A 26,816-nucleotide genomic window follows, 5' to 3' on the forward strand; every position below is an offset into this window, starting at 1 on the left:
AGGTGACCCGCTCGTTCAACACTTCTCAGTGAACCCTCGCCGTTTTGCCCGAATCTATCTGGGCATCAGGAGACGAGTTATGAGATGTATGTGTTGGATCTGCTGGGGGGAAGCGTACCGCAAGGGCATCTACGGCGATTGGGACGACCTTGTGTGCTTCAACTGCGGACGTTACAAAATCAGCCGGCGCTTCTTGGGTGAGCACGTCGGCAAAAAATTCGATGTCGCCGCGATGCGTGAGCGCTTCCAACCTACGCACGATCGCGACCTAGTCCCGATTGTCGATAGCCACACCGCTGTATTTCAGACCAGCACGCAGCGACATCCTGCGAAATCTGATTTGCCCGGCTGGCCTGCTCTGGCGATGAGATCGCGGCGGCTGGTGGATCAGTGACGCAAGCCGAGTGCCCGACCATTTCCGCCATCCTGCCGTTCGAAGTGGCGCAACCCTGATAAGTGGGGTATTTGTGTTCGGCCCGGCATGGGGCCGGATCAAGGGGATTTCCGTGGACATCGCACAGTTAGCAAATGTCGCGTCGCTTATCGCTGGACTGGCTTCCGCAGGATTCTGGGTGATTGCAGCAGTTGTAAAAGCACCCGTGCCGCCAGAGTTCAAGGGCATGCCAGATGGTGACTACTGGAAGTGCGCCGTAATTCATGGTGGCGAGCTTTTTGGAACACTTCGCTCACAGTCAAAGTGGAACAGCAGAGCGGCATTCGCAGCGGCGGCAACGGTCCTGCTTCAGATTGCAGTTAGCATGCTCAGTAGCTGAATTCCGTCAGGCACGGCGAACTTTAAAGTGGAGCATTGCCTTGATGCTGTGGCAGTAGTCCTGAAGCCGCTCGTAGGCCTTGTACTTGGCCTGGCTTCGAGTAGCGGCCCACACCCTGACCAGATCTTCGCGAGCTTCCCGGTTCCAGTCGAGATCTTCCCAGTCATGCTTGAACGGTAGGACCAGCCACTCTTTGAGCGGCAGCGTTTCGGCCATGTCGCCATACTGCATTTCGTGGGTGGGGTGGTAGTTGCCGATGCGCTTCTTCGGGTCTTCATCCAGCGCCACGCCGATGTAATGGCCGCGATCAGCCAGGATCACACCGGGCTTTCCGTAAGCGATGACTCGGCGGCCGATTTCGGCGGGCACCTGATAGTGCTGCCGGACGTATTCGCAGTTGTGGCTCATGAACTATCTCCAGTCAGGCGCCGCCCTCCGTGACCGGTGGTGGCGAGATATGTGTTTGTGAGCTATTGCTTGATGGCCCGGCATACCGCCGGATCAAGGAGTGGTGATGAGTAACAACGCGCAAGTCGATGCGATCGAACACCTGCTGATCGCGGTGCTGAACAGCTCGATGTCCACCGGTGTGCCAAAGTCTTACCTGCTCGAAACCGCGCAGGCTTCTTTGCTCGGTAGCGATGGGCCTGGCGGACCAGAGCAAAAATCAGCTGCGGTTGAGTATTTGAAATACATCGAGTCCCGCCTGAGATAACGATCAGTCCTGAGTGATGCGGCCGGCTTCGCGCTGGCTGAACTGCTGAAGCTTCCGCGCCACAGATGGCGAGACCGTGATTTCGTGTCGCGGAGGCGTGAGAAGGGGAAGGGCGCCGCCCGGGCCAAGTCTGTGCAGGTGATGAATCATCAGCGTGATCGCCTCGCCCTGTTCCTCGATGCCGCTCCAAGCCATCAACTCAGCAAGTGCTTGGCGCGTGCCCGGCAGGCAGTGCAGCCTGATTTCCTCTTCGCCGCGCTCCTTCCTCTTCGCCGCGGCTTTCGCTGAGCGATCTGCATTGCTCTTGGCCATGGCCTACCTCTTCAATTCCGCTGGCCGGCAAGTCCAGCCAGGTCTGTCGTTTGCGTTGTTGGATGCGGAAACGTCTCACGCTGCGACCTTCACCTGATGCCAGGCGCCGGCGGCGTAGAACAGCTTCGCGGCTTGGGCTTCGTCCATTGAGATCTCGTCGGGAATGGCGATCCAGCCTGACGCGACCAGATGGGTCGGGTTCGCGCTGTTGCGCAGCTCCAGGTAGTAATGCTCGATCGCATCAGTCAGGCGCTCGACCTTGTAGATGCCCTCGGGCGAGATCTCCACCGACTTGATGTACTCCGCGCCGCACTCGTCTCGACACATGGCGGCGATGTAGATCGTCCAGCGATAGGAGAAATCGAAGATTGCGTTGGCGATCGCCAGGCTGCGGATCTGCTTGCAGCTCTTCCAGTTCGCCATGATCTGGCTGCCGCTGGGATCGATGTTCACGACCGCGATGCGGTTGGTGCGCAGCAGCGCCCGGCAACTGCGCTCAGCTCGGGCGAAACCGTTGTTGGGTTTGCGTTTCGATTTCATATCGAGTCCGCCATTTTGCGCAGCGCCTTGCGTTCGGCCGCTGATATCGGCTTCGGGCGCCGCTTGAGCACCGTTTCAGGGTCTACCCAGTCCCGCCGTGCAGGCCTAGGCTTTATCCGGGTTGCCGGCAGCTCTTTGAAGGTGCTGCCGGGTCGCGCCCAGAAGTCGGCCATCGCAGCCGCGATTCGATCCGACTCAGTCTGCTTTTCACGAACTGCGTTTAGGTTGAGGCTGATCATGCTCAGGCTCCTAATCGATGGGCTTGTGCCCGCGCTTTGTCCGCTACTTCGTCAACCATCCGGCCAAGCTCCAGATTGAACTGGACCAGCTCTTGATGAAGCATCGCGATGTACTCGTCATCGCGCTTGATGGTCTCGATGTACAGGCGGCAGTCTTCATCTTGTCGCGGATCGAACGACAGGAAATCCCACCATTCCCGGCCCGTGACGAACATGCAGCCCTGAACCTGCGGCATGTGTTCGTCGGGCATTCCTTCGAGCCAGGTACGGACGTGGACGGCTTCATTGAATGGACACTTCGACTCAATGCCGCCGTCCTCGCCAATCAAGCCGTCCGGCGAGCAGCCCAACCAGTCGTATTTTGGATGAACCAAGAAGCCCGACTTGATGACGGTATTGCCGGTCAGAATTTCGTAAAAGTCGTGACTCGACTGCTCGACCTCCGTACCCCACGCCATCGACTTGCTGCTGACCGAATGTTTCGATCTGTTCGCCAGACGTTCAAAAGCCAGTTCGCGCATGTAAGTGGTGCGGGCCGCGAGCGGCTTGCGCTTCCCTTGCTTGTCACGATCACCCCAAGCAATCACATCCTTGAACCTGCTTGCCGTTAGGCGCCCGCTGCGGTCCTGATGCCACTGCTCGGTGCGTTGAAGGTCTACTGAGGCGTTCATTGCTCGCCGCCTTGCACATCGTCGTTCGCACTGCCGTTTGAGCTTTCATTGAGGGTTGTGAACTCTGCCTCAATTGTCTGTGCAATCGACTTCAGCTCACCGTGACGTGTCACGCCAATAGCGCCGCGCTGCTGCGGCTTCAACGCCTTCCAGGCCTTTTCGTAGCCATCAATTCCTTGTTCTTGAGCGATCTTTTTCAGCTGCTCGAATAGGTCACTTGTTGCGTCAGTGGTGTCGCCCTGAGGAACCGACGCAGCTCCCACATCTGCTGGTTTTTCGTTGGTAGATCGTGGGGTAACATCCGTTTCCGGAAGCGCGTAGCCGTCGTCCAGCTCGTCACGGGTGTACACGCCCAGAATCACGTCGGGGCAATACAGACGAGCCCATTTTTTGAGCGCCAGATACGCGATCTGCTGCTTCGGATCGTCCGCCCATAGCGTAGAGTTCCGGGTTCGCGCCTGAGTCATCAAGGTGGTCAGTTCGCGGGGAGCGTCTTCGCCAACGAACGTCGCCCAAACGCGGACGCCGAGTCCCTTCTCGTCGTTGATATTCCAGTTTGGGACTCGGTATTTCTTCGGCTGCCCGTGATCATCCGTTTGCTTTTTGCTTTCGATTTCGCGGAAGTTGCCAATGATCTTGTCCCAGTCGCCGAACCACTCGTAATGGATTCGATCAAGGGTCGGCGCTCGCGTGGTAATCACCGCGTTGACGAGCTGTGCTTCATAGCTGAGCTGGCCGCCGTTGACGATGAATGTCTTCTGCGCCACCTGGAAGGGATTCATGCCCCATTGCATGGACTGCATGATCACTGCCATGCAGTCGGCAGTGTTGCCGTGGAAATGCTTTGGCAGGGTGGTTTTGCCGCCTGCCATGATGCCGGCGAGTTCAGTCATCGACTGCATGCTGTCGCGATTGAGGATCAGGCCCGTCGGGCTTGTGTCCATTGGTACGGTAGCAATCTGGGTTTGAGCGTTCATTCCTAACTCCATAGCCGACGACTTTGGCCGGCCTCCGGGGTGATTTCAGGGTTTGTTAGAACGACAGGGCGCGCAGCCAGGCCGATGCCTCGTCATTGGTGACGCAGAAGGCCATGGCCACGACCTCGACCACTTCGTTGGCGCTCGGCATGTTCGAGTCAGCGACTTCGTCAGCCACTGGAACCGGATCAACTCCCACTGCATCTGCTGGCGCTGTGTCGGTAACGGCTGGTGTCGTGATGACGCCAGCAACCGCAGCGGGTGCTGCAGCCAGTGCGCGCAGGCGAGCCAACTCTTCTTGGTCGCGCTGATACTGCCCATCGCGTTCGCGCTGCTGGCGCTGCTGTTCTTCTTGCTGCTCACGTTGCTGGCGTTGTTGCGCTTCCATATCGCGGCGCTGCTGGTCGAGTTCATCTTGCTGCTGCTTCAAGCGCAGGCGATCTTCCTCGGCGCGCTGCTTGCGCAACTCCTCTGCTTCAGCATCGGCGATGCGTTGCTTCTCACGCAGTTCGTCCAGCTCTTTTTGTTGGGCCAGTAGCTTGGCTGCCGCCTCTTCGCGGTCAACAGCAGCCCGGTGCAGCGCTTCAAGCTGATCAATAGCGTTGTCGCGGGCGATGGTGGCTTCAGCTTCAAACTCGGCGTATTCGTCTGGCAGGATTACCGACTCTTTGACGCTTTGAAGCACGGCTGCAACATCGGCAGCACTGCGGCTTGCGTACGCTGCTGCTACAGAGCTGAATCGGGTAATTTTTTTCCGGATGGCCTCGACACGCTCAGCCTCGACACGCTCGCGTTCGGCCTTGGCGTCTGCGGCGCGCTTTTCTTCGGCCTTGATTGCCTCGTCTACAGGCGCTTCGATCGCCAGCACGCGCTCCTTCAGTGCTTCACCAAATTCCTTCACTTGGTTGACGCGAGCCTGGGCGTCTTTAACCGCCTGCTGATAGGGAACCAGCGCCGTTTTCGTGGTATTGGCCAAGGCGTAGCGGACGTCGCGAATATCCACGCGAACTTCCTTCGCATTCGCCAAGCCCTCACTGGTAGAGCAGTCGACAACGAGGTTCGCGTAGGTCGTTTCCAATCGGACGATTTGTTCTTCATGCGGCCGATATTCGGCGATATCGGTGACAGCTACTTTGGGCGTTACAGCGGTCATTTCGATGGACTCTTGCAAAGGGGCTTGTTGGGCTTTTGCAGACATGACGGTTCCTTGCCGCGCCGAGCGCAGCTTGTGGTGGGCTTGTTTATTGAGTGATGCGGTCGGCGAGAGCGCTGAGCAGCATCAGGAAGGTGTAGATCGAAAGGACTCGAAACGAGCCACGCCGAATCAGGATGCGGCGTGCACGCTGAAGGCTGGTCATCGGAACACGTTGTAGGTGGTGGAGCGCGGCACCTGGCAAGTGCCCGAGCCGTCTTTCACGATGCCGTAGGCGCCTGCACCGACAACCAGAAGCACAACCAGAATCCAGTAGACGAGGTTCATGGCCGAGCCCTCACAGCGATGCGTCCGCCTTTCATGGTCACCGACAGGCGCTGCGGGAGATTGTCGACCAAATCCTCGCGCTTGCGGCCGATCACTTCATTGAAGGGCAGGCCGAAGCCGAGAATCGCAATGCGACGCTCGATATCCTCGAGCTGTTCATCGGCCAGCGTTTTCACCAGAGGCGTTGTCATGCTGCAGCTCCTTGCGAGACGGAGGCGTTGTAGGTGGCGTAAATCTGGTCGATGCGTGCGCGGAAGTGACGGTGTTCGGCATCGTCAATGGCACGAAGCATGAAGGCCAGGGTGATGCAGGATGTCGCGGCGGCGCTGGCGTTGGGCTTGCCGAGGTCGCGGATCATGTTGCTGATCTCGCCTTCGATCCAGGTCACCGCCGTTTGATGGTCACGTTGCTGGATGTTCATTTGAGCCCCCAGAATTCGCCGTAGGCGACCACCGCTGCCTCAAGTCGCTTCGCCCGCGCCTTGCGGTCGACCAGATCTTGAGCTGCCATCAGCGCCTGACGCTCTGTGCGTTCTTGCGCCGCTGCTTCGTAGTCGTGAAAGTCTTCAACCTTCGGCGCTTTGGGGCGTCCCCATTCATCAAAGCGCCGATCCCACTCTCGGGCCTGCGCACTGTCTGCATAGCTGGTTGCCATGGTCGCCTCCGTGATGGCGGGTATTGATCCAACAAAACTCGGATGCACTCATCCGCTCCGCTGGTTGCCGTTGGGCGCGGAGGGGAGTACATGTGGGTCGACTCGAAAAGGAACGTGTAGAATCGTCGCGCCATCATTTTGGGAGCGATTGAATGCATAATTTAATGCCGGGCCAAGTAGTGCGCCTAAAGAGCGGAGGCCCGAGAATGACAATTGAACAAATTGGGGACTTTTCCGCAGGAGGCTTTGGCAACGGACCTAAAAACGGAGCCAAGTGCAGTTGGTTTGATGCATCTGGTAAGCGTCATATCGAGAATTTTTCGATTGACTCGTTGAAAAGAGCAGACTGACCTAGTCCTCTCCATTGCAGTTTGATTATTTCTTGCGAGGGGAGAGGATCGGGCAGTTAACGACAGGCTGTCGTGGCGCTGGTTGTTCAGGCTGCGAGCTTCTGAGCCTTCTTCAGTGCTCGCTCAAAGCTCTCGAAGTAGTAGGTTTTTTCTGGCTTGAACACGCCACCCACGTACAGCATCGTTGCTGCCGGGTCGCGCTCAATCACGCGGCCACCAACGAAGCCGCGCGGCCGGCAGTCAGCGATCAGAATTCCATCCTTCGGCAGGTGCTCGCCGAAGCCAAGAACTGTAACTCCAGCCGCTTTGCATGTTTCGATGCGCTCTTTCTTAAGAGCAAGTAGTCCATCGTGTCGGGTGTAGAGCTTCATCGTCTTGCCCTCGGTTGTTTTCCCAATGCACCCGTCACCAGGTGCATCAGTGAAAAATTCCGTGTTTCTCCGCACCCGCTTACCAGGTCATTCACTCAGTTCGGTCAACACCTCGTCCGCCGTCGCAGTGGGCTGCGCGTGGGCAGGCTTTCGGGCCTGTCGGATCGCCGGTCGCCGGTAGAGGCAAGTGCGGTTTTGTTCATCGGTTTACTGACCTCCCACCGATGGAGCCGGGAGTGACCTAACCGGACTGGCCGGGTAGTCGTTCATGGCGCTGGTTGTTAAAGAGCGGTGGGTCTGTTGAGGCCCTTCGCAGTGACTGTATGTCGCTGCGATGGGTGAAATATAGGTACTCCCATATTCTATGTCAACGGGCATTCCCATAATTTTCGATCTTCCTATATTTTCATTTGCAAAAATCCTTCGTGCTGTCCTTCTTAGGGCCTAGCTGGCTGGTAGAATCGCGCGACTTGACCATGGAGGTATGGATGCGCGGATTACTGCTGGTGGGCCTGGCTTTCGCCGTGGCGGGATGTGGAGGCAGCGATATTGATAGAGCTCGAACTGCAGTCGCTGATCGCTTGAAAGATCCTGACTCTGCAAAGTTCAAAAATGAGCGACAGGTCGCCGATGGCGGCGTTTGTGGAGAGGTGAACGGAAAAAATGGTTTTGGCGCCTATTCTGGATTCGCTCCGTTCTTTGCCATGAAAGCGCCCGGTGGTTTCGATGTGGTGATCGACTCCTCTCTATCAGATCCATTCGTCAGTAAGGTTTGCGGCTACACGATAGCCAGCCCGCAAATAGAAGATCCGGTGCAGACAAAGGAGATTCCTGGCGTCCAGTGGGCCGTCCAGGTGGCCTCTGTTAGCAGTGAGCAGACAGCAGAGAAACTAAGCCAAGAGCTTATCGCCTCTGGCTGGAAACCCTATACGACGAGGCGGGAAGGCAAGAGCCGAGTTTTCCTTGGGCCGTTCTCAACCCGGTCAGAGGCCAACGCCTCGATGGATGAGTTGGCGAGCAAAAAGGCCTTGAAAGGATTCGTGCTGCGATACAGCAAGCCGGAGGCGTCGAGCAAGTAATCGCAGTTAGAGCAAGAGCGGGCATGAAAAAGCCCGGCGCTAGGCCGGGCTTGAGTCAATGCATTGTTGCAGGTAAGCCGCGCTTGATTTCTTGAACGATTTCGGCGTTAGTTTCACGATTGCTGACTACCCTAACCCCGTTAAACTCGGTTAGTGCTTCAACAACTTCTCCGAATGCACTCTGCAATTTCGAATTGCCACCTTCAGGTGGAGCAACGATAAACAAAGTATCCTTTGCTAGGTGGTTGGCCTTGCTGAGTCTTTTTACTCTAGCCACCCACGCATCACCATGATCTAGGATTCTAGACGGCTCGCTCTGGCCCAGATAAAGGGGTTTGATTGCCTGGGCCGCATCACCGTCATCCAGCACAACAAAGGGGAAGCGTACCTCGTACTCCTTTGTCCCTAGGCGCTGTTCTTTATATCTCTGCTTCAAATTCGACACTGCGAGAAGATTACCAAGCTGTCGCTCAAGAACCCGCTCCTGATACTCCTTGTTTGCGAAGCTGTGATTGACATAGTGGTCATACAGCTCTTGAACAACCGCAGGAATGTTGTCTGTCGCGATAGATCCAGGATTGCTGAAACGCATCATCGTTTCGCGAGCATGGATGAGGTGCTTGAAGGTGCTTGCCAGTAACGACACCTCGCCACGATGCCCATAAAAAAACTCGGCAAGCCTCTTGAACTCGTCCTGAACCTCGTCGCGAGCTCTGATATACACCTTGTGGTCCAAGGTTTTGAAAAATTGAGTCACTCGCTTACGAGTTGGCTCAATTTTATAATGAAACTCGCCATTATTCGCCAACAGCACAACGCCAATGTTCACGAACTCCCCCGTTTCAGGGTAGGGGAGGAACCTCAATATCGAATAATTACAAATATGTTTCATAGCTGCCCCCAGAACTGCTCTTCCTTGAACCTTTCCAGTAGTTGAAGCCTCTGCTCGAGGGTCGGCTCGTTCTCATCGCCGTGACCCGAGTCACGCCTTATCCATTCTTCTGGCAAAAGGGATGTGATCCTACCCCAGTCAGCCATAGCAGCGTCAAGCATGGGCAAATATTCCAGACGAGCGAGCAGCTCCCCGGTCTGGGTGCTCAACTGGTCACGGAATACGTGGTACATCCTAAATTCCTCGCCTGTGAGGCTGCTATCAAAGGCTACATTGTGATCTATTACCATTAAGCCCCCGGATTGATCGAGGACTAGATTTACATTACCACCTAACGGGCCGAGGCCACGATCGCCATTTCCGATCCACCAGTCGAAGAGCAATACTCGCTTCTTTAATTCTGCAGGGATGTCGGGGACCTTAGCCCAGAGCAAGTCCGATGCGTTTTCAACCTGTAGGGAGCCGAATGCGGGGCCACCTTCAAGATCTCTAACGTTATCCATGACGCTGAAATCAATCAATTCCGGGGGAATATCGATGATTCGCCACGGGGGGATTGGCAGCCCAAGGTGTGTTCCTAACTCGGCTGCTATCGCTTCAGACATCAGTCCCGCTCCGAGAGCTCTTGATAGACCCTTGACGAAGTAGGTCTGGTCGTCATCTGCCCTAACAAGAAAAGGCTGAACCGAAATGCCTTGACTGCTTTGCCTGATGATTTCCTTTGCTGTAACACGTCCCGGCATAAGCGATCCCTGCGAAGCGAATTAAAGGTTGAATAAACGAGCTGTTGGCTTCCAGCGCGTAATCAGCGCGAGTACATCGCCCACCAGAACACATGCCCCAGAATTGAGATCTGCTGCTCCTGGATCTGCTGGAACGTGTAGTCCTCGTCCGGATGCTCGTCACGGTTGAAGCTGCGCAGGCGAATCCCGGTCGGTATGCGGTAGACCTGCTTCACACGGAGCTGGCCGTTATGGTTGATGGCGTACATCTCGCCGTCGACGATATCGCTCAGAGAGTTCTTGCCGACGTTCACGCCCACCGTGGCGCCATCGCGCAGCACGGGCACCATACTGTTGCCGCCAACTTTTACGCACTTCGCGTTGCTGAACTGAACGCCGTTGTGGCGCAGGTCCTTCTTGTTGAAGCGCAGGCGCGAGTTGGCGCTTTCCTCGATCGCAAACTTCCCAGATCCGGCCGCCAGTTCAACTTCATGAAGGAAGGGGACATAAACCTCATCGTCATCGAGCGGGGTTTCGTCATCCCAGATCTCGATGGTGCCAAGTTTTACGCCGGGCTGAATTCGCTCAGCATGATGATCGTGCACGCCCTTGAACATTTCGCCGACACCTTCAGCCAGCCACATTGGGGACACGCCACATACAGAGGCGATCTGAGCAGCGAAGGCCGTTGCCTTCGATTTCCCCCTCTCCAGATCGGAGATTGAGGTCTGCGTGAGGCCGGCGCGCTCTGCAAGTTCAGTCTGATTGAGCTTGGCGTGGCGACGGGCTGCTTTAAGTCGGTCTTTAAATTCCATCAGCGAAGTATTACGGGTGCTCCCATACCCTTGCAAATCGGTATTCCCATAACCTACCATATGGGTATTCCCGTATGGAGGGGCATCATGAACGCAATTTACAAGGGCCTCGTTGACTACTTCGGCACCCAGGAGGCCACCGCCGAAAAGCTCAAGGTTGATCAAAGCACCGTTTCCGGCTGGGTTCGGGGGAAGCACGGCATGTCTCCGGTTATTGCCAAGCGTGCGGAGGCGCTGACCGAAGGTGCTTTCAAAAAAGAAAAGCTGTGTCCGTCGTTTCCTTGGGCCGAGATGGCCGCCTAAGCGACATCCCTGTCCGCCAATCCGTTGAAGCCAGATTAGAAGAGAGCAGTCCCCATGGAAACGTCCAGTCCAAGACATAGCGCCCAAACCCGCGACCAAGTGCTGGTCGCCCACTCTCAAAACCAGATCGCACGCACCAGCTTGAGCCAGGACGATTTCGCCCAAGCCTTGAGCCGGGAGATCTGTCTGCGAGTTCCCGCCGCCAAGATCGTTCAGGCAAAGGTCCCAGACTTCAATGAGTTGGCGCGCCTGAACGATGTGGGCGAATTCGTGAAGGCGACAGGCCGCTGGTTAAAGCGCGTGCAGCGTTGGCTCTCGGGCGATCAGGAAGTGCCGTCTTGGCTGGAAGAGGCCTGGGTGAATGCACTGGAGCCTGAGTTTCGCGACAACTGTATCAATGAGTTGGCAGGCCGCCACGGCTTGACCGGCGCACGCCAGGTGCAGAGCGACCAGTGCGCCAACAAAAGCTTCGGTGCGCTGATCCGCGCTCTGGGCGATGTGATCGACACCGGCAGCGAAGTATTTGACGACCAGGTGATGTGCGAAGAGGACCTGCCGCATCTTCCAGCGTTCGCCGAGCAGTGCCGTCAGGTTGAAGCGCGGGCAGGGGAGCTTGGCCGGAAGGCCGAAGCACTGATCGCAAAACACCGACCGAATTTGAAGCTTGCCTGAATCGCAGGCACAAAAAAGCCGGGATTGCGCCCCGGCTAATTCATTAACACTTGATGAGGCCGATTATGCATAGCCAACCCATCTCAAGCAATACCCCAAACAGTGTCGCGACACGTTTTTCGAACTCTGAAAACGTGTCGCGCAGCACGATGTCTTCCCGCGAAATCGCGAATGTCACCGGCAAGCGCCACGACAACGTAAAGCGCACCATTGAGGACTTGGCCGCTAGCGGGTTGGTCCATCCTCAATCTGAGGATGAATGGTCCAGGGATAAACTTGGTCGCGCGCGCGCCACCCGTATCTACAACATCTGCGAGCGTGACAGCTACGTAATCGTCGCTCAGCTCTCGCCGGAGTTCACATCGAAGCTTGTGGATCGCTGGCAAGAGCTCGAGCGTGTTGTCTCAGCACAAGCCGTTCTTCCCGCCAACAACTCAAAGATTGTCGGTGAGCTCGCCATTCTGGAGTGCTTCGACCGTCTCCTGAAACCGGCACCGTCAAGCAAGATGATGATGCTGGCAAAGATCGCTGCCAACAATGGACTAGATGCCAAGTTCCTGCCTGGCTACGCCGTCGATGCTGCGCCCGATGCAACTGGCGGCACATCCATGCCGACCAAGGCCGTTACTGCTCTCATCAAAGACTTCGACCTGCGCACGTCCGCACCAGCCTTTAACAAACTGCTAGCAGCCCATGGCTTCCTAAAGCAGCTTCAGCGCAAGAACTCAAAGCAGGAAATGGTCGACTTCTGGTCGGTGACTGAGAAGGGGTTGGCCTACGGCAAGAACCTCACCAGTCCTCAATGCCCCCGCGAAACACAGCCTCACTGGTACGTGGATCGTTTCCCTGAGTTGGGCAAATTGGTCGGGAAGGCCTGATATGCAATTCACCGTCACGATCAATCAGGTGAAGGCATTGGAGTGGGGGCTGAATTCTCAGCAGGCCCTTCTGTTCGCCTTCGTCTACGGCTGCCCGAGCTGGACTAAGCCAATCAAGACTGACGACGGGATCTTCTTCGCGCTGAGCAAGGCAAAAATCACCGAGGAGCTGCCGCTGCTCACTGACAAGCCAGACACTGCTTACCGCATGCTGAAGGCCCTGGAAGAGGCGGGTTTGATTGAGCTGTCCAGCACGTCGAACATCACGCTGTTCCGCCTGACCGAGAAGGCGATCGAGTGGAACCAGAAACTGGATGGGTCGGAAAAATATCCGACCCCACCGAAGAACGAAGGTCGGAAAAAAATCCGATCTACCTCGGAAAAAAATCCGATCATGGTCGGAGAAAAATCCGAGCAAGGGTCGGAAAAATCTCCGACAAATCAGGATACCAATCATCAGGGTACCAATCAGGATACCAGTCAGGACTTGCAAGGCAGCCCGGACAAGCCGGCCCGCAATCTGGTTCTTGTGGTTGATCGCATCGATACACCACGGGTTGAGATTCCCGCCGACATGCCAGGCCCCAAAGACCAGTCCTGCAAAACCTTCAAGGTCTGGGCGAACTACGCCATGGCCTACCGCAAGCGCTACAGCACCTGGCCGGTATGGAACGCCAAGGTCGGTGGCCAGCTCGGTCAATTGGTCGACCGCCTCGGCGCCGATGTCGCCCATCACGTCGCAGCTCACTTCCTGAAAACCAGCGATGCCGCCGTTCTGCGCAAATGCCACAGCCTCAACGAGCTGCTGGCCAATGCCGAGAGCTACCACACCCAGTGGGTGACCGGGCAGCGCATCAACGGAACAACCGCGCGCCAGATGGAACGCACCGAGGCGAACGTCTCCGCCGCCGAGCAGGCCGCGCAAATGGTCTTGGCCAAGCGCCAAGCAGGGGAGCGCAATGAATACCTTTGAAATGAACGACCAGCAGGTTGCGGGGCTCGCTGCTGCGATCTGCGCCACCGCCGAGGCCATGGGTCAGGAAATGAACCCAGGCACAGCGGCGATCATGGCCGAAGACCTCTGTGCTTACCCGGTACCGGTCGTGAAAGCCGCGTTGAAGGCCTGCCGCTTTGAAGTGAGAGGCAAGTTGGCAATGGCTGACATTCTCCAGCGAGTTCAGATCGCCGACGGGCGCCCGGGCAAGGACGAGGCCTGGGCGATCGCGATGACCACCAACGATGAATTCGAAACCGTGGTGCTGACCGACGAGATCCAGCTCGCACTTGCAGCGGCGAAACCTGTCCTCGACGCCGGCGACAAGGTCGGCGCGCGCATGGCGTTCAACAGTGCTTACGAGCGGCTGGTGGGGCAGGCCCGGGAGGACAGCAAGGAAGTGAACTGGCATGTGTCGGTCGGCTTCGACGCCAACCGCCGCACACAGGCGATCACCAAGGCCGTGCAGATGCAGCGAATCCCTCAGGAGCGCGCTCAGCAGTACCTGGCCGACTTGAGTGTCGTGCCGGTCACTGAAGACGGTCGGGCCGTCGTAGCGCTGCTCACCGGTGAGGTTGCGCGGCCTTCGCCAAAGCTGCGCGAGAGGCTCGCCGCAGTGAAGGATTCGATGCTCGCCATGCGCCAAGCATCAGCCGAAGAAAAAACAGAAATGCGAATTCAGGCAGCCAATGAGCTGGCGGATCGCCGGGCGCTGCTCATTCAGCAGGCCGAACAATTGGAAGCAAGGAGTGCGGCTCAATGAGCATCGATAAACAAAAGCTCCAGCAGCTGCTGTGGGCCGAGGCGGCGTCATTCCGTGCCGACTGCGCAGACTGGAAGCGCAACACCGAGGCGCTGCAGGAATTCCTCGGGGAGAAGACCGTGGAGGAGGTGGCGCTGGAGCTGCTGGCCGAGAACAACCGGCTTGGGCAAATCGAGTACGCATTTTCGGAGTGGATCGAGAAAACCGATTGGGTGCAGTCCACCGTGCAAGCGTCCGAACTTGGCCGCCATCGCGCGGATGTGCTGCGCACACGGATCGACCAGTTCAAGGCCGAGAACGAGGCACTGCGCAAAGCGATCGCCGACGTCGACGGCGCGCTGGAGCGTGAATACTGGAGCGAGTACGCCGGGCTTGAAGAGACCCGCTCCATCCTTGACGCCGCCATTGGCAAGGCGGCTCAGGCATGACTGACAAGATCAGCGTTAACTGCCAGGCCAAGCTCTCCGAAGCCATCACACGGCTCAGCGCCATGTTCCGCGACAAGAAGTTCGTCGTGGTATCCCTGCGCCCGGGCAAGGACCGCACGCTAGACCAGAACCGACTGTGGTTCGCAATGTACAAGCGCATCGCTGAGATGACCCATATCGGCGATGAGGCTGAAGCCCGGCGCTATTGCAAGCTGCACATCGGCGTGCAGATCCTGCTGAACGAGGATGCCGGGTTTCAGGCTGAGTGGTACCGGGTGATGCGGCACCTCCCGTACGAAACCAAGCTCGACATCATGGGCGAGTGCCATTTGTTCGGTCCGGACGGTTTCCCGGTGACCAGTCTGTTCAATCGCTCCCAGGGCATTGCCTACACCGATCGCATTGTCGCGCGCTTCGCACCGCAGGGCGTGTACTTCGATGATTTGCTGAGCCAGGAGGCCGCATGACGATTGAACGGAAGCTGCCCAAACCGAAGAAGTGCCGAGTCGCTACTTGCAGGGCCTCATTCGTCCCGTCGCGGATGGGGCAGGCGGTTTGCAGTCCGGCCTGCGCGGCCATTGATGCACCGCGCCACATGGAGAAAGCACGGAAGGCCATCGCCCAGCGCGACCGCCGTGAGATCCAGGTGCGCAAGGAAAAGCTGAAGAGCAGGGCGGATCACGCCAAGGAGGCTCAGGCAGTCATCAACCGTTACGTGCGGCTGCGTGATGCTCATCTGGGCTGCATCAGCTGCGACAAGCCGGCGAGCTGGGGCGGCCAATGGCACTGCTCGCACTTCCGCAGCGTGGGCGCCGCTGCGCACCTGCGATTCAACCTCTGGAACATGAACAAGTCCTGCTCCCAGTGCAATGCGCATCTGAGCGGAAACATCATGGTTTACCGCCCTCGCTTGGTCGAGAAGATCGGCGCGGAAAAGGTGGAATGGCTGGAGCGCAATCAGGATCTGGTTCGGCATGAAATACCGTATTTGAAGCGCCTGAAGGCTGTCTTCACAAAGAAAGTGAAACGCCTTGAAAAGCGTTACGAGGAGGTCTTGTCATGTGTAGCGATGTGATTCTTCTGCGCAAATTCATCGAAGTCCGTTCTGGGAGCCGTCGATCTATCGGGGTCTTTCAGTGCCGCGACTGCCTTGGTGAGTTTGAGTCGCGTACGGAGCGGGCAAAGGTAATGACGGGGCTTTGCGTCCCCTGCGCCAACAAGCGTGGCGCCCAGAAGCGCTCTACGCACGGGCTCAACAACAGAAACAGCCGGCTCCACGTAACGTGGGCGAACATGAAGCGCCGCTGCCTGAATCCGCGCGGTGCCGAAATTCAGAAATACCAAGGCGTAACACTTTGCGAAGAATGGAAGAGCTTCAAGCCCTTCATGGAGTGGTCTCTCGCCAACGGGTACACCGATCAGCTGACGCTTGACCGGATTGAATCCTCGAAAGGCTATGAGCCAGGTAATTGCCGTTACGCCGATTACAACGTGCAGGCGGCCAACCGCAAAAAGACGGACAAGAACACGAGCGGTCACGTCGGGGTTTCTTGGGACCGTGGCAGATGGTGCGCGAAGGTTCAGTGGCAGAAGAAGCAGATACACCTCGGCCGGTTCAAGGACCTCAACGACGCAGTGAAGGCGCGCAACGATTACTTGGCGGCGCACGACCTGCCGCACTTGAGGGCATAGCAATGGAAGAAATCAAAACCATCAAGGCCGAATACCGGGCCAAGACCCGCGAACTGAAGAGGGCAGCAGCATGACGCAAGTTGCGCAAATTACCGGCGGCGCCAGCAGACCCTCGAAGGGCTGGCTCAAGCCGATGTTTCCCATAACCGGCAAAGCACATTACTTCAACCAAGAGAGGGCGTACGCAGCCGTCACCGCTCATGGTCGCGCTTATTTCTGGCGGTCGCTCTGCGGGATCGACACTGTGAGCACGGACAAGATGCCAATGTTCGAACCAGGTAACTGGGATCGCTGCAAAAAGTGCGGACATAAACTGGCTCGGAGGGCCGCAGCATGACCTATCGCAACGTGATTTCCGCCGTGGTCCGGGCGCTGGCCGCTGAGACAATCAGCTCTGCTGGGGGCTGCGACTTTGAGCCCAAGGTGCAGTGCGCCAAGCAGAAGGGGGAGATCGTAGGCAAAGAGGCGGCTCTGCTCCAAGATTGTTGGGTGTTCGGACGCCTGCACAAGGCGCTCACGCCGGTGCACTGGCGCGCACTGGTAGCGAAGTATTCAACGCACGAAGAGCGAAAGCACAACGCGATACTCGAGCTGCTGGGTTCCGTGAAGTCACCGGCGCCGCAACGGTTCCGTGAGTGCGCAGTGCTGACCTGGGCAATTCCGCAGGTTGGTGGCACAGAGGGAAAACGCTCCTCCGCGGTGTTGCCTGCGGCCTGGTACGACATAACCAACTGGGACAACGACGGCAAGCCTGAGTCGACTCGGTATCGGTGGCGATCATCGATTCGAAAATCGCTCGATGATCAGGTCAACGAAGCACTGACAGCAGCGCAGGAGCTGCTCGATGCGGAGGGTTTGATCGAAAGTTGCGCGGCGTAGCAAAAAGCCATTGCAATGAGTGAGAAAGTGAGAGAGTATTTATCCATCCTGTCGATCTTGCGCGTAACGGATTGATGCATAAGTTAAACGGAGGCGCCGGTTCAACTCCGGAAGTATTGGTAACTAGCACCCTGGCGTTGTTAAGTTTGGCCGCGATCAAATCAGAAGCCATTAATAATGTAATGCCGACCAAGGCGGTTTTGTCCTTGAAGGGGGTTAGCTCTATGGTTAAATCGTTCGGGATAGCAGTTGTAGATACCGTTCACGCCGTAGGGTGCAGTTGCTTGGCAAGCGGTCTTGCCGCCGGTTTCATTTGAGCTTTTCGCTCACCAAAAACCCCGCTACCGAGCGGGGTTTTTTTATGCCTCGAATTCACCTGTAGCCAAGACAGCCTTCGGGAAGGCCTAAATACCCCCTTCTAGCTTTAGTCGCTCTATAGCGCGAGTGCATCCGTATTCTGAAGACTTTTTGAGATATCTCATTTGTTCTTGCTTAAGATTCTGCTTCCACATTTGAGTTGAGAGGCTCATGTAGAGATCCGCGCGAACTGCTTTTTCATCGAGTGAATCGATTGCATTTTCACGGTTGGAGGCGTGCTTACTGTCGCATTTCGGCAAAAGCACTGGCTGCGGATAGTACTTACTGTACGGGCTTGTAGGTTCAGGCAAGGCATCAACCAGCGATCGAAACTCGACGGTTTTTACATCGTCGAAGCAGTAGCTGATCATCTGTAGACCAGCCGGAGCGAATCCCTTTGTCAGGCTTGATTTCAACAAAGAGCAAACCTGATCTACCACATGCTCTCTGGGATCGAATTCTATTGCAAGCCAAGCAAGTCGGTATTGTGCGGCGGGATTACCTTCATCAGATGAGCGTCTGAGTAACGGGGTTGCCTCGACCAGCAGTGAGCTTATTTTGTTTTTTAGTGCTTCTTTTTTCCCATCTGGGATTTTTTCGTTCTTGAGTAGCTGATGCTGAAGACTGAATAGCTCGTTGTTTAAGTCGTCAATCTCATCCAGGTAAGGCAATGCCTTGAAGTAAAGCGCTTCAGCTCCGGGTGAAACGCCAAGTGGCACCGCGTTTGCTGGACCGGTGAGGCAAGCCAATAAGGCTAGCGAAAGATGTCCGAGATTGCTTTTGGCCACTCCGCCATCCTCGTAATGATTTGCTGTGATAGAGATTATTCAACGCCCAGTATGCCCGCTGACGCGCTACCTTTTCCATATTCAAAGCCTCTGCATTCGCAGGGGTTTTTTCGTTTCCGGCTCCCCACACCCATTGCTCCGAGCTGGGAGTGCAGTTGGAGCTGACTTATTTGTACAGGTCGTACGTCGGCCACCTTTCTCTATGGAGTGGCGATGGATCCTAACGACCTGGGGCCTGGCACGTTCGCGTGGCTCGGCGGTACCGGCACTGTTTTGCTCGGCGGCCTGTTATGGCTGAGGAAGTTCCTCTCCAAGGATGCGACTGACCGGGCGATGGATAACGCCGATATCGGCACCGTCCGCCGGCTGAATGAGCTGCTCGATACCGAGCGTGCCCGCGCCAACGCCGCCGAAGCCCGCGCCGACCAGTTCGCCAAGGAGCGCAACGAGCTTGCCGCTACCGTCGGCCGCATGGAGGGCAGGGTAGAGCTTTTGGCCGGCCAGATTGCGACCCTCACTGAAAGGGTGACCACGCAGAGCGCAGAGATTGCGCGTCTGCGGGCACAGCTCGGAGGTATCAACTGATGGACAGATGCGCAATCAACTTTATCGCCCGCCACTGGTGGAGACGCGCCGAGGTGTGGGTGATCGCGCTGTTACTAGTCGCCGGTGGATCGATCCTTGGCTACCAGGCCGGCGTCTGGTCCGCCAGCAGTGAGCACACAAAGCAGCTCACCGAAGTGCGCCGCGCTTATGACGCTGCACTGGGTAAGCGCGACGTCCGGCTGAATAGCCTCGCCGAGAAGACACAAGACGCCGCAGTGAAGGTGCAAGAGGCCTCGCATTCAGTCGTCCAAGCCGCTGACACCGCAAGCAAGGCAGCGAAGAAGGTCAACGAAGCTGTAGAGCGGCAGGCCCCATGAGCGCCCTGCTGAAGATTGTCCCGGCGTGGGTGTGGGTGGTGCTGGCAGCGCTGGCAGCCGTTGGTTATCTGGCGCAGCGACTGGATAGCGTGAAGGACGATCGATCAGCCATCACCGCCGAGCGCGACACTGCCAACGCCCGGGTGGATTCGCTCACCAACACGCTCCGCATTCAGCGCGAGATCACCAATGACATCAACCGAGTCTCCGACGATGCGAAAGCCAAGACTGAGCATGTATCGGCTGCCGTTGTTGTTGCTGATAACCGGGCTCGCAGCCTGCAGCAGCAAATCACCGACCTCCTCGCCAAGCGAAAGTCTTGTGCTGCAGAGGTTGCCAGCGGAAGCCAGGCAAGAGCCGACCTTACCGTTCTGCTCGCCGACCTGCGTAGAAGCGCTGACGAGGAAGCGGGAAGGCTGGCAGAAGCGCTTGATCGAAGCCGAATAGCCGGCTTTGCGTGTGAAGCTGCATACGCTGCTGCACAGAAGAGCAAGTAGGTCCCGCCCCCTTCTCATGAAAGTAGTCAGTTAGAGTGCTACTCGAACCGAGCCTTCTTGATATCGCCATGCTTGTTCTGAAGATAGATGGAATAAGGCAATAAGACTGTGTCTGTGACAGCTGAGAATCCCATGTCGAGAACAATCAGTGCGGGAGCAGGGTATCCATCGAAGCCAGTGCTTCGCCGTTGTTCCGCGTCTAGGGTGCAGTAATCAAACACTGTACCGCTGTAGATTCGCGGAACCGAGTCACAACGGGAATGCCAGCGGGCCAGCTTATTACTAGCCACTGCATCGTCCCGGAATGTCGTATTGATCGTTCCACATCCCGATGCGGAAGCAGCTGAAAGTAGCAACAGAATCCATCTGAATTTCACTGAGTCGACTCCTTTGTAAGGATTTGGATTGTAGTCGAGTTGGTGAAGTCACGGAGTCATATTCGAAAAGTCGCGACATGTTTCGCGAGAGTGCAAATTGTGTCGCGACACTATCGGTTGGCGGTGTCAGACCCCGGCCCGACGCATCCCTTCGGCCACATCTTTCAGATGACTGATCAGTAGCTCTACCTGTTCCGATGTAGTTGCGAACGAGTAATCGCCGTGAGTCGCGCGCAGTACGTCGTGATGATCAACCCATAACAGCGAATTCGAGACGTAGCCCGTGTATTCCCGAGCGTCCATTGACTGCATGGTCGGGATGTCCACGACGTCGACACCTATGTCGATAGTGATTGTGTGTTTCATGTCAGCTCCTTGCGTTAGTTGAGCGCCATTCATAACCGTCGACTACCCGCGATATCAACCCCAGAGAATTTTCATGACAACCAAGCAACCCGACTGGGAGGTGATCGAACGAGCCTGCCCAGCCGAGTTTGCAAGCATCAGGGTTTACTGAGCAGGCAAGCAACAATACCGGGCTCTACGCATTCCGGAGCGATCATGAAAATGATGACTGCTACTGCAAGCATTAAGTAAATCGTGTTTTTCATCCTTCGAGCCTCGTTGGTTTAAGAGTGCTCATTAGGCCCGGCCGGCTCGCACATAGGCGGGCAATCTGCCCCCCTTTTGGGGGCGAACTCTGAATTGAGAAGGTTCTTCTGGTATGAGTCGGCCGCTTCCTCCCGCGTCACTGCTCGAGCTGTCAGAGCTATCCGACGTTGGTATCCGCCTGACCCCGGCGCCCGAGGTATGGGAGTGGCTCCAAGCCGAGATCCTCGCCGACACAGGCAGCATCCACAACGAAGAGCATGCCCATCTAATCGATGCGGACATTCGTGTGATGTGGGCGTCTGCCGCTTTCACGAAGAAAGGTCGCACGGTCGTTGGCCAGGCGGAGCAAGTCGCGTTCCGCGCGGGTGGTTGGCAGAAGGCTCGGATGGAACAGCAGATGCTGGATTGGTTCGGCGACGTGCCGGCCTACATCATCACGCTGGCTGCCGACTACTGCGCCCAATGCTCCGACGCTGACTTCTGCGCACTGGTCGAGCATGAGCTGTACCACATCGCTCAAGCGACCGATCAGTACGGCGCACCCAAGTTCACCCAAGAAGGATTGCCCAAGCTTGAGATGCGCGGACACGACGTTGAAGAGTTCGTCGGTGTGGTGCGTCGGTACGGGGCAAGCGCTCAAGTGCAAGAGCTGGTGGACGCTGCAAACAGTCCTGCCGAGGTAGGGAAAATGAACATATCGAGGGCCTGCGGAACCTGTCTGCTCAAGTCGGCCTGAACTTCTGACAGGTTTTGACGGATGACAACCATATGGCAGCACTACGAAGCGAGGTCAAAGCCTTCATCGTTCAGGCTCTAGCCTGCTTTGATACGCCATCCCAGGTAGTCGAGTCGGTCAAGAAAGAGTTCGGCATCGAGCTCAGTCGGCAGCAGTGTGAATCACACGACCCAACAAAGTTCGCTGGCCGAGGGCTTGGGGCGAAGTGGGTCGAGTTGTTCCACGCAGCCCGCAAGAGATTCCGCGAAGAGACCACAGACATTCCGATCGCGAACCGAGCGTATCGACTTCGCACCTTGGGACGCATGGCCGAGAAGGCCGAGAACATGAAGAACATGGCGCTGACTGCCCAGTTGCTGGAGCAGGCAGCCAAAGAAGTGGGCGACGTCTACGTGAATCGTCGCCTCGAACTTGAAAAACCTCTGGGCTCCCAAGCGGACCAGCAGCACGCCGTTGCTGAGTACACCCTGGAGCCTGATGAGAATGTCCCCGCTACCCCGTACCTTTGACCCGCCGGTAAAGCTGACGCCCAAGCAGGCGAACATTTACTGCTGGGGGTTCCAGCCAGAGGCCCGCTTCCGTGATGCGGTGTGCGGCCGGCGGTTCGGCAAGACGTTCTTGGGCAAAGCTGAGATGCGCCGAGCTGCTCGACTGGCTGCTGAGTGGGGCGTGAGCGTCGAGGACGAGATCTGGTACGGCGCGCCGACGTTCAAGCAGGCCAAACGCGTGTTCTGGCGCCGGCTGAAGCAGGCCATCCCGGAAGCATGGCGTGCGCACCGCCCGAACGAAACGGAATGCTCGATCACACTCAAGTCTGGCCACGTCATGCGCGTGGTAGGGCTCGATAACTACGACAACTTGCGCGGCTCCGGTCTGTTCTTCGTCCTGGTGGATGAATGGGCTGACTGTCCATGGGAGGCGTGGGAAGAAGTTTTGCGGCCGATGCTCTCGACCTGCCAATACTCGATACCGGGCATTGGAATGCGTAAGGGAGGTCACGCGCTGCGCATCGGTACGCCCAAGGGATTCAATCACTGCTACGACACGTTTCAAGACGGCCGGCCTGGGCATGAGCCCGACCACAAGAGCTGGCTCTACACCTCGCTTGATGGCGGCAACGTGCCGGCTGAAGAGTTGGAAGCGGCCCGTCGCAAGATGGACCCTCGAACCTTTCGACAGGAATACGAGGCCAGCTTTGAGAATTACGCGGGTGTTGTCTATTACACGTTCAATCGTGAGGCAAATCGAACCAGCGAAACGATCAAGCGCGGAGAGGCCTTGCACATCGGCATGGACTTCAACGTCATGAAGATGGCGGCAGTCGTGCACGTTATTCGCGATGACCTACCACTGGCGCTCAGCGAGTTTTCAGATGTGCGGGACACGCCTGAGATGATCGAGAAGATCAAGCTCCGCTTTCCTGACCACAGCATTGCGATCTACCCGGACGCCAGCGGCCAGAACACAAGCAGCAAGAGCGCAAGCGAATCTGACCTGTCATTGCTGAAAAAGGCTGGATTTACCGTAGTGGTGGATTCGACCAACCCCGCTGTGAAGGACCGGGTCAACGCCATGTGCGCGATGTTCGCCAATACCTACGGCGAGCATCGATATCTGGTCAACGTCGACCAGTGTCCGAAATACACGCAGTGCCTGGAGCGCCAGATTTACACGGACAAGGGCGAGCCCGATAAGAAGGCCGGCTACGACCACCTGGTGGATGCCCCTGGCTACTTCATTGCCAAGCGGTACCCGATCAAAACACGCACAGGCGGAACACGCCGAATTGGAGGCTTGGCCTGATGCCAGTGCAATCGACAAACCCCGACTACGACGCGCACATCGCCGAATGGGAAATGATGGACGACGCGCTCGAGGGTGAGTGCGCCGTGAAGCGTAACGAGCGCAACCTGCCCAAGCCGAGTGGCATGGTCGAAGCTGAGAAGCTCGACAGTGCGGGCAACAAGTACCTCTACGAGAACTACACGAACCGGGCTCAGTACGAGCATTGGGTGCGCGACTCGCTGCGATCGATGATGGGGCTGGTTTCCCGGCTGGTTCCGGAGATTGAGCTGCCCGCCGGCCTGAAGGGGATCGAGGACAATGCCACCTCTGACGGCTTCGGCCTGAAGCAGTTGTTCTTCCGCATGGTGCGACAGGCTATCTCACACGGCCGCGTCCCCCTGGTGGTGAACATCGATGAGCGCGGCGAACCGTACTTCTCGACATACGCCACTCGAAACGCCATCAACTGGGACACCGCTGATCAAGGAGGTCGTCAAGACCTGGTCCTTTCGGTGTTCCGGGAATTCCGCAAGAAGGGCGGCGATCGCTACAGCCACGACTGCGACACGGTGTTCCGTGAGTTCTTCATGCAAGGCGAGACCTGTTACACCGCTGTGCGGAACGAAGGTGGCCAGATCGTCGAGGAGGAGAAACCCCTAGGCACCACTGGCACCGACAACCGACTGGTCAAAGGCCTGTCCTACCTACCGGTGATCTACTGCGGCTCGACCGACAACTCGCCGGAAGTGGATGAGGTTCCGCTGCTTACAATGGCGCGCGCCGCTTTGAAGTCCTACCAACTGAGCGCTGACTATTTTACTGCGCTACAACAGACCAGCCACCCGCAACCTTGGGTATCTGGCCTTGATGACTCGGTGGAGCTGAGCGTGACCGGGCCATCTGCTGCTTGGGATCTGGGCCCGAATGGCGAGTGCGGTTACCTGGAGTTCCAAGGTGCCGGCATTGAAGCAGTCCGCAAGGCCATGGACGACCAGAAAAACGCCGCGCTTGAAGCCGGCGCCAAGGTCATGGACGTGGGCGGCACCGAGTCGGGCGAGGCGCGTAGAACACGCCAGAATGACCAGCACGCCACGCTACACAGCATCGTCATCACGGTGGCAGAAGCAGTAGAGCAGGGCCTGCGGTACGCAGCTGAGTGGAAGGGCTACGACCCCAAGCAAGTCAAGTTCAAGGTGACCCCTGAGTTCGTGACGCCTGAGGTAAACGCCCAGGTTCTTGCGGAACTGCTCAAGGGCGTGATGGCTGGCACGATCAGCGCCGACACCTACTGGCAGTACCTCACCACCGCCAATCTGCCAGATCGCCCATACGAAGACGAAGCCGACCTGATCAGCGATGAGCGCGAGTCGGCCGGCCTCAACCTGGATAAAGACGATGCCATCGAAAAACCTGGCGCAGGCGGATAGCCAACTGCTGGAACAGACGACGCGCCACTCGGTAATGCTGGAGCGGCTTAAGGCCGGTGAGGTCAAGAAGTTCGAGAAGTACCTTCGGCAGATCGACACGCTTGTGCGGGTGCAGTTGACCCGCAAGGAGTTAACCACTTACAGCCGGGACCGCCTTGAGCAGTTCCTAGCTCGTGTGGACGGTAAGCTGCTCGAGATCTACAAGGCCTACGGTGACCTGGTGCAGGCCGATCTGGTCGATATCGCGCTGTACGAGTCGACCTTCGAGGCCAGCAGCCTGAGCAATGCGCTGTCCATCGACGCAGTGGTGCCGAGCAATACCGTGATCCGAGCGGCGGTGTTTTCCTATCCGCTGCAGGTGAAAGGCATCGACGGCGGCAAGCTGCTGAAGAGTTTCGTCAGTGGCTGGACGCGCACGGAGACGATGCGCGTGACGAATACCATCAGGCTCGGCTTCGGCCAAGGCCAGACCAATGCCCAGATTATTCAGGCGATTCGCGGCACCGCGGCGCAAAACTTCACGGACGGCATCCTCGCGGTGAGCAATCGCAACGCCGCCTCTGTGGTGCAGACGGCAATCCAGCACGTGGCCACGACGTCGCGAATGGAGACGCTGAAAGCCAACAGCGACGTGGTGCTGGGCTATCGCTGGGTATCGACGCTCGACCGCAAGACCTCGCAGCAGTGCAAGGGCTTGGATGGCATGCGCTTCGACCTGGGCAAAGGGCCGCTGCCGCCGGCGCACATTAACTGCCGGTCAACTACCGTGCCGACAACCCGGCTTTCCGAGATGTTCGCCAAGGACGCCACGCGTGCTTCGGTGGGCGACAATGGCGGGGCGCAGGTCGATGCCAGCCTGAACTATTACGAGTGGCTGGCAACGCAGCCGGCGAGTTTCCAAGATCATGCGCTCGGCCCGGTGCGGGCCAAGTTGTTCCGTGATGGAGGACTGACTCCGGAGAAGTTCGCCAAGCTGCAGCTCGACAAGTCGTTCAAGCCGCTGACGCTGGCGCAACTGAAGGCGGCTGAGCCTGACATGTTCATCCGCGCAGGCGTTACACTCGGCGCTCCACCGGGTTGAGAAAGCCGATGCAGATCATCGTTGAAGACGGAAAGGGCAGGCCGGACTCCAACAGCTTCGTGCCGCTGGAGAAGCTGACCTTCTACCGCGACTACTACGGGTTCCGGATACCTGAAACTGAGGCTGAGCAAACCGAACTGCTGCTGCGCGCTGCCGCCGAAATCAACGGTCGTCAGTGGAAAGGGCGCAAGGCTAGGACCGAACAGGCAATGGCCTGGCCGCGGCGTGACTGCAAGATCGAATACCAGACGCTATCCGAGACGTTCGTGCCCTTTGAGCTTGAGTGGGGACAGGTACGGCTGGCGGTCGAGCTATACGCCGCCGACCAGGGCTTCCAGATCGAAGAGCCGACCCACTGCACTGAGCCGAATGGACGGCGCACGCGCCTCAACCGCGATACGCCTGGGCTGCGCATACGTCCTCCGCCATACGCGCCGAGCAGGACGCAGTTCGCCGATTACTTGGTGATGCGCGGCCTCAGTATCGTACGAACCCAGGCTCAGTAATGGCGGCAATTACATCGTCATCAAGGATTCTGCCGCGATGATATCGATGAGGCCTGTTTAGTCTTTCCAGTTCATCAAAATGTCTTTTTGTGGCATTTCTGTTAATGATGAACTGTTTATGGATGATCAGAAACTTGTCGTGCGGCTCTGCCATGGTGTTTATCAGTTGGCTGTCGGCGGTCACGAAAATATCCGCGTCGCACGGCGACTTGTCGCTGTTGATTTCTTCGAGTCGGCTGTAATGATGCGCCGTCGCGTCAGTGCTCATGATGTACTCGCCGCCCTCTACAAAGCCCATATGCTCAAATTCTCCGAGAACATCGGTTGCTTGGAACATGAGGATGTGACCTTCTTGGTGAGTACGCCCGACTATTAGTCCGCCGTCTCGACCATCAACTATCCATCCATTGATGAAGCTTCTGACAAATTCGTCTTGCGACATTGAATATCGTTCTTCGCTCATGACCGCTTCCTATCGCTGAATGATCAGCACGTCACGAACATTAGCAAAATTCCAAGCCTCGGCCA

General features: G+C 57.4%; 43 protein-coding genes. 24 read left to right on the forward strand and 19 right to left on the reverse strand.

All coding sequences use genetic code 11. From position 1 onward, the window contains the following. Positions 1 to 79: 79 nt before the first annotated feature. Positions 80 to 394: a hypothetical protein gene (locus tag AAEZ10_RS04525; protein WP_350567979.1), complete on the forward strand. Its 315-nt coding sequence runs from the start codon at positions 80 to 82 to the stop codon at positions 392 to 394. A gap of 112 nt (positions 395 to 506) precedes the next feature. After that, a complete protein-coding gene (locus tag AAEZ10_RS04530) occupies positions 507 to 773 on the forward strand; it encodes a hypothetical protein (protein WP_164558298.1) in 267 nt (88 codons plus the stop codon). A gap of 6 nt (positions 774 to 779) precedes the next feature. Here the strand turns inward: AAEZ10_RS04530 and AAEZ10_RS04535 are convergent, their stop codons facing one another. Further along, positions 780 to 1,181, reverse strand: a complete 402-nt coding sequence (locus tag AAEZ10_RS04535) for a hypothetical protein (RefSeq protein ID WP_122747167.1) — start codon at positions 1,179 to 1,181, stop codon at positions 780 to 782. Between the two features lie 106 nt (positions 1,182 to 1,287). Here AAEZ10_RS04535 and AAEZ10_RS04540 point away from each other — a divergent pair, with 106 nt between their 5' ends. Then, a complete protein-coding gene (locus tag AAEZ10_RS04540) occupies positions 1,288 to 1,488 on the forward strand; it encodes a hypothetical protein (protein WP_122747168.1) in 201 nt (66 codons plus the stop codon). A 3-nt stretch (positions 1,489 to 1,491) separates the two neighbouring features. On the opposite strand, the gene AAEZ10_RS04545 is transcribed toward AAEZ10_RS04540, so the two are convergent. The 10 genes from AAEZ10_RS04545 to AAEZ10_RS04590 all read right to left on the reverse strand — a co-directional run bounded on the left by AAEZ10_RS04545 (position 1,492) and on the right by AAEZ10_RS04590 (position 6,361). After that, positions 1,492 to 1,800 carry a hypothetical protein gene (locus tag AAEZ10_RS04545; protein ID WP_122747169.1) on the reverse strand — a complete coding sequence of 103 codons (309 nt, stop codon included), beginning with the start codon at positions 1,798 to 1,800 and terminating at the stop codon, positions 1,492 to 1,494. Between the two features lie 75 nt (positions 1,801 to 1,875). After that, complete coding sequence (locus AAEZ10_RS04550; protein WP_350567984.1) at positions 1,876 to 2,340, reverse strand: hypothetical protein; 465 nt, start codon at positions 2,338 to 2,340, stop codon at positions 1,876 to 1,878. Then, complete coding sequence (locus AAEZ10_RS04555; protein WP_350567987.1) at positions 2,337 to 2,579, reverse strand: hypothetical protein; 243 nt, start codon at positions 2,577 to 2,579, stop codon at positions 2,337 to 2,339. Before AAEZ10_RS04555 ends, AAEZ10_RS04550 begins: the two co-directional genes overlap by 4 nt. A gap of 2 nt (positions 2,580 to 2,581) precedes the next feature. Beyond that, a complete protein-coding gene (locus tag AAEZ10_RS04560; protein WP_350567990.1) occupies positions 2,582 to 3,250 on the reverse strand; it encodes a lambda exonuclease family protein in 669 nt (222 codons plus the stop codon). Next, the gene (locus AAEZ10_RS04565) at positions 3,247 to 4,227 is read right to left on the reverse strand and encodes a RecT family recombinase (RefSeq protein ID WP_206420663.1); all 981 of its coding nucleotides are present in this window, start codon (positions 4,225 to 4,227) and stop codon (positions 3,247 to 3,249) included. Before AAEZ10_RS04565 ends, AAEZ10_RS04560 begins: the two co-directional genes overlap by 4 nt. Before the next feature lie 55 nt (positions 4,228 to 4,282). Continuing rightward, positions 4,283 to 5,425, reverse strand: coding sequence for a coiled-coil domain-containing protein (locus AAEZ10_RS04570; protein ID WP_350567993.1), 1,143 nt, complete (start codon positions 5,423 to 5,425; stop codon positions 4,283 to 4,285). Between the two features lie 156 nt (positions 5,426 to 5,581). Beyond that, positions 5,582 to 5,707 (reverse strand): hypothetical protein, encoded by a 126-nt coding sequence (locus tag AAEZ10_RS04575; RefSeq protein WP_350567996.1) that lies wholly within the window; start codon positions 5,705 to 5,707, stop codon positions 5,582 to 5,584. Next, positions 5,704 to 5,898, reverse strand: coding sequence for a hypothetical protein (locus tag AAEZ10_RS04580; RefSeq protein WP_223630176.1), 195 nt, complete (start codon positions 5,896 to 5,898; stop codon positions 5,704 to 5,706). The genes AAEZ10_RS04575 and AAEZ10_RS04580 overlap by 4 nt, the downstream gene beginning before the upstream one ends. Next, a complete protein-coding gene (locus AAEZ10_RS04585) occupies positions 5,895 to 6,128 on the reverse strand; it encodes a hypothetical protein (RefSeq protein ID WP_350567999.1) in 234 nt (77 codons plus the stop codon). The genes AAEZ10_RS04580 and AAEZ10_RS04585 overlap by 4 nt, the downstream gene beginning before the upstream one ends. Further along, positions 6,125 to 6,361 (reverse strand): hypothetical protein, encoded by a 237-nt coding sequence (locus tag AAEZ10_RS04590; RefSeq protein WP_350568002.1) that lies wholly within the window; start codon positions 6,359 to 6,361, stop codon positions 6,125 to 6,127. The genes AAEZ10_RS04585 and AAEZ10_RS04590 overlap by 4 nt, the downstream gene beginning before the upstream one ends. 164 nt (positions 6,362 to 6,525) lie before the next feature. Between AAEZ10_RS04590 and AAEZ10_RS04595 the strand changes: the two genes are divergently transcribed. Beyond that, positions 6,526 to 6,711 (forward strand): YodC family protein, encoded by a 186-nt coding sequence (locus AAEZ10_RS04595; protein WP_350568249.1) that lies wholly within the window; start codon positions 6,526 to 6,528, stop codon positions 6,709 to 6,711. An 86-nt stretch (positions 6,712 to 6,797) separates the two neighbouring features. Here the strand turns inward: AAEZ10_RS04595 and AAEZ10_RS04600 are convergent, their stop codons facing one another. Beyond that, complete coding sequence (locus AAEZ10_RS04600) at positions 6,798 to 7,082, reverse strand: hypothetical protein (protein WP_350568005.1); 285 nt, start codon at positions 7,080 to 7,082, stop codon at positions 6,798 to 6,800. 488 nt (positions 7,083 to 7,570) lie between these two features. On the opposite strand from AAEZ10_RS04600, the gene AAEZ10_RS04605 reads away from it, so the two are divergent. Continuing rightward, positions 7,571 to 8,161 (forward strand): SPOR domain-containing protein, encoded by a 591-nt coding sequence (locus AAEZ10_RS04605; protein WP_350568008.1) that lies wholly within the window; start codon positions 7,571 to 7,573, stop codon positions 8,159 to 8,161. A 55-nt stretch (positions 8,162 to 8,216) separates the two neighbouring features. Here the strand turns inward: AAEZ10_RS04605 and AAEZ10_RS04610 are convergent, their stop codons facing one another. The 3 genes from AAEZ10_RS04610 to AAEZ10_RS04620 form a co-directional block, all read right to left on the reverse strand. Beyond that, complete coding sequence (locus AAEZ10_RS04610) at positions 8,217 to 9,053, reverse strand: DUF3037 domain-containing protein (RefSeq protein ID WP_350568011.1); 837 nt, start codon at positions 9,051 to 9,053, stop codon at positions 8,217 to 8,219. Beyond that, the gene (locus AAEZ10_RS04615; RefSeq protein WP_210709378.1) at positions 9,050 to 9,796 is read right to left on the reverse strand and encodes a HipA family kinase; all 747 of its coding nucleotides are present in this window, start codon (positions 9,794 to 9,796) and stop codon (positions 9,050 to 9,052) included. Before AAEZ10_RS04615 ends, AAEZ10_RS04610 begins: the two co-directional genes overlap by 4 nt. Before the next feature lie 62 nt (positions 9,797 to 9,858). Then, on the reverse strand, positions 9,859 to 10,590 hold the full coding sequence (locus AAEZ10_RS04620) for an XRE family transcriptional regulator (protein ID WP_350568252.1): 732 nt from the start codon (positions 10,588 to 10,590) through the stop codon (positions 9,859 to 9,861). Positions 10,591 to 10,677: 87 nt separating this feature from the next. On the opposite strand from AAEZ10_RS04620, the gene AAEZ10_RS04625 reads away from it, so the two are divergent. The 10 genes from AAEZ10_RS04625 to AAEZ10_RS04670 all read left to right on the forward strand — a co-directional run bounded on the left by AAEZ10_RS04625 (position 10,678) and on the right by AAEZ10_RS04670 (position 17,199). Beyond that, a complete protein-coding gene (locus tag AAEZ10_RS04625; RefSeq protein WP_098963812.1) occupies positions 10,678 to 10,893 on the forward strand; it encodes a YdaS family helix-turn-helix protein in 216 nt (71 codons plus the stop codon). A 54-nt stretch (positions 10,894 to 10,947) separates the two neighbouring features. Next, entirely contained in the window at positions 10,948 to 11,565 is a 618-nt protein-coding gene (locus AAEZ10_RS04630; RefSeq protein ID WP_350568016.1) for a DUF8585 domain-containing protein, read from the forward strand. A 65-nt stretch (positions 11,566 to 11,630) separates the two neighbouring features. Beyond that, positions 11,631 to 12,443: a Rha family transcriptional regulator gene (locus tag AAEZ10_RS04635; protein ID WP_350568019.1), complete on the forward strand. Its 813-nt coding sequence runs from the start codon at positions 11,631 to 11,633 to the stop codon at positions 12,441 to 12,443. 1 nt (position 12,444) lies between these two features. Further along, complete coding sequence (locus AAEZ10_RS04640; RefSeq protein WP_350568022.1) at positions 12,445 to 13,416, forward strand: phage replication protein; 972 nt, start codon at positions 12,445 to 12,447, stop codon at positions 13,414 to 13,416. Further along, positions 13,403 to 14,200 (forward strand): hypothetical protein, encoded by a 798-nt coding sequence (locus tag AAEZ10_RS04645; RefSeq protein ID WP_350568025.1) that lies wholly within the window; start codon positions 13,403 to 13,405, stop codon positions 14,198 to 14,200. The genes AAEZ10_RS04640 and AAEZ10_RS04645 overlap by 14 nt, the downstream gene beginning before the upstream one ends. Continuing rightward, positions 14,197 to 14,628, forward strand: coding sequence for a hypothetical protein (locus AAEZ10_RS04650; protein WP_350568028.1), 432 nt, complete (start codon positions 14,197 to 14,199; stop codon positions 14,626 to 14,628). The genes AAEZ10_RS04645 and AAEZ10_RS04650 overlap by 4 nt, the downstream gene beginning before the upstream one ends. Then, positions 14,625 to 15,095, forward strand: a complete 471-nt coding sequence (locus AAEZ10_RS04655; protein WP_350568031.1) for a hypothetical protein — start codon at positions 14,625 to 14,627, stop codon at positions 15,093 to 15,095. The genes AAEZ10_RS04650 and AAEZ10_RS04655 overlap by 4 nt, the downstream gene beginning before the upstream one ends. Then, on the forward strand, positions 15,092 to 15,703 hold the full coding sequence (locus AAEZ10_RS04660; protein WP_350568034.1) for a recombination protein NinG: 612 nt from the start codon (positions 15,092 to 15,094) through the stop codon (positions 15,701 to 15,703). Before AAEZ10_RS04655 ends, AAEZ10_RS04660 begins: the two co-directional genes overlap by 4 nt. 218 nt (positions 15,704 to 15,921) lie before the next feature. Next, positions 15,922 to 16,320, forward strand: coding sequence for a hypothetical protein (locus AAEZ10_RS04665; protein WP_236170483.1), 399 nt, complete (start codon positions 15,922 to 15,924; stop codon positions 16,318 to 16,320). Positions 16,321 to 16,653: 333 nt separating this feature from the next. After that, a complete protein-coding gene (locus tag AAEZ10_RS04670) occupies positions 16,654 to 17,199 on the forward strand; it encodes a hypothetical protein (protein WP_350568037.1) in 546 nt (181 codons plus the stop codon). Between the two features lie 404 nt (positions 17,200 to 17,603). On the opposite strand, the gene AAEZ10_RS04675 is transcribed toward AAEZ10_RS04670, so the two are convergent. Further along, a complete protein-coding gene (locus AAEZ10_RS04675) occupies positions 17,604 to 18,344 on the reverse strand; it encodes a hypothetical protein (RefSeq protein ID WP_350568040.1) in 741 nt (246 codons plus the stop codon). A 213-nt stretch (positions 18,345 to 18,557) separates the two neighbouring features. Here AAEZ10_RS04675 and AAEZ10_RS04680 point away from each other — a divergent pair, with 213 nt between their 5' ends. Genes AAEZ10_RS04680 through AAEZ10_RS04690 form a run of 3 tightly spaced genes read left to right on the forward strand, consistent with a single transcriptional unit; the run spans position 18,558 to position 19,764 of the window. Further along, on the forward strand, positions 18,558 to 18,929 hold the full coding sequence (locus AAEZ10_RS04680; protein WP_150594750.1) for a chemotaxis protein: 372 nt from the start codon (positions 18,558 to 18,560) through the stop codon (positions 18,927 to 18,929). Next, complete coding sequence (locus tag AAEZ10_RS04685) at positions 18,929 to 19,267, forward strand: hypothetical protein (RefSeq protein ID WP_350568044.1); 339 nt, start codon at positions 18,929 to 18,931, stop codon at positions 19,265 to 19,267. Before AAEZ10_RS04680 ends, AAEZ10_RS04685 begins: the two co-directional genes overlap by 1 nt. Further along, positions 19,264 to 19,764, forward strand: coding sequence for a DUF2514 family protein (locus AAEZ10_RS04690; RefSeq protein ID WP_350568047.1), 501 nt, complete (start codon positions 19,264 to 19,266; stop codon positions 19,762 to 19,764). The genes AAEZ10_RS04685 and AAEZ10_RS04690 overlap by 4 nt, the downstream gene beginning before the upstream one ends. 38 nt (positions 19,765 to 19,802) lie before the next feature. On the opposite strand, the gene AAEZ10_RS04695 is transcribed toward AAEZ10_RS04690, so the two are convergent. Further along, positions 19,803 to 20,141: a YceK/YidQ family lipoprotein gene (locus AAEZ10_RS04695; RefSeq protein ID WP_350568050.1), complete on the reverse strand. Its 339-nt coding sequence runs from the start codon at positions 20,139 to 20,141 to the stop codon at positions 19,803 to 19,805. Between the two features lie 126 nt (positions 20,142 to 20,267). Then, the gene (locus AAEZ10_RS04700) at positions 20,268 to 20,507 is read right to left on the reverse strand and encodes a hypothetical protein (RefSeq protein WP_350568053.1); all 240 of its coding nucleotides are present in this window, start codon (positions 20,505 to 20,507) and stop codon (positions 20,268 to 20,270) included. Positions 20,508 to 20,865: 358 nt separating this feature from the next. On the opposite strand from AAEZ10_RS04700, the gene AAEZ10_RS04705 reads away from it, so the two are divergent. Genes AAEZ10_RS04705 through AAEZ10_RS04730 form a run of 6 tightly spaced genes read left to right on the forward strand, consistent with a single transcriptional unit; the run spans position 20,866 to position 26,288 of the window. Further along, positions 20,866 to 21,489, forward strand: a complete 624-nt coding sequence (locus tag AAEZ10_RS04705) for a putative metallopeptidase (RefSeq protein ID WP_350568056.1) — start codon at positions 20,866 to 20,868, stop codon at positions 21,487 to 21,489. Positions 21,490 to 21,521: 32 nt separating this feature from the next. Next, the gene (locus tag AAEZ10_RS04710) at positions 21,522 to 21,998 is read left to right on the forward strand and encodes a DUF2280 domain-containing protein (RefSeq protein ID WP_350568059.1); all 477 of its coding nucleotides are present in this window, start codon (positions 21,522 to 21,524) and stop codon (positions 21,996 to 21,998) included. Beyond that, the gene (locus AAEZ10_RS04715; RefSeq protein WP_350568062.1) at positions 21,973 to 23,292 is read left to right on the forward strand and encodes a phage terminase large subunit family protein; all 1,320 of its coding nucleotides are present in this window, start codon (positions 21,973 to 21,975) and stop codon (positions 23,290 to 23,292) included. Before AAEZ10_RS04710 ends, AAEZ10_RS04715 begins: the two co-directional genes overlap by 26 nt. Beyond that, positions 23,292 to 24,701, forward strand: a complete 1,410-nt coding sequence (locus tag AAEZ10_RS04720) for a DUF4055 domain-containing protein (RefSeq protein WP_350568065.1) — start codon at positions 23,292 to 23,294, stop codon at positions 24,699 to 24,701. The genes AAEZ10_RS04715 and AAEZ10_RS04720 overlap by 1 nt, the downstream gene beginning before the upstream one ends. Then, positions 24,670 to 25,782 carry a minor capsid protein gene (locus tag AAEZ10_RS04725; protein ID WP_350568068.1) on the forward strand — a complete coding sequence of 371 codons (1,113 nt, stop codon included), beginning with the start codon at positions 24,670 to 24,672 and terminating at the stop codon, positions 25,780 to 25,782. Before AAEZ10_RS04720 ends, AAEZ10_RS04725 begins: the two co-directional genes overlap by 32 nt. 8 nt (positions 25,783 to 25,790) lie before the next feature. After that, positions 25,791 to 26,288 carry a DnaT-like ssDNA-binding protein gene (locus AAEZ10_RS04730; RefSeq protein ID WP_130927924.1) on the forward strand — a complete coding sequence of 166 codons (498 nt, stop codon included), beginning with the start codon at positions 25,791 to 25,793 and terminating at the stop codon, positions 26,286 to 26,288. Here AAEZ10_RS04730 and AAEZ10_RS04735 read toward each other — a convergent pair. After that, positions 26,260 to 26,751, reverse strand: a complete 492-nt coding sequence (locus tag AAEZ10_RS04735) for a hypothetical protein (RefSeq protein WP_130927923.1) — start codon at positions 26,749 to 26,751, stop codon at positions 26,260 to 26,262. The genes AAEZ10_RS04730 and AAEZ10_RS04735 overlap by 29 nt on opposite strands. Positions 26,752 to 26,816: the final 65 nt, after the last annotated feature.

It is taken from the genome of Pseudomonas sp. H26/SER47-MNA-CIBAN-0231 (assembly GCF_040310465.1).
Lineage (GTDB): Bacteria > Pseudomonadota > Gammaproteobacteria > Pseudomonadales > Pseudomonadaceae > Aquipseudomonas > Aquipseudomonas atacamensis.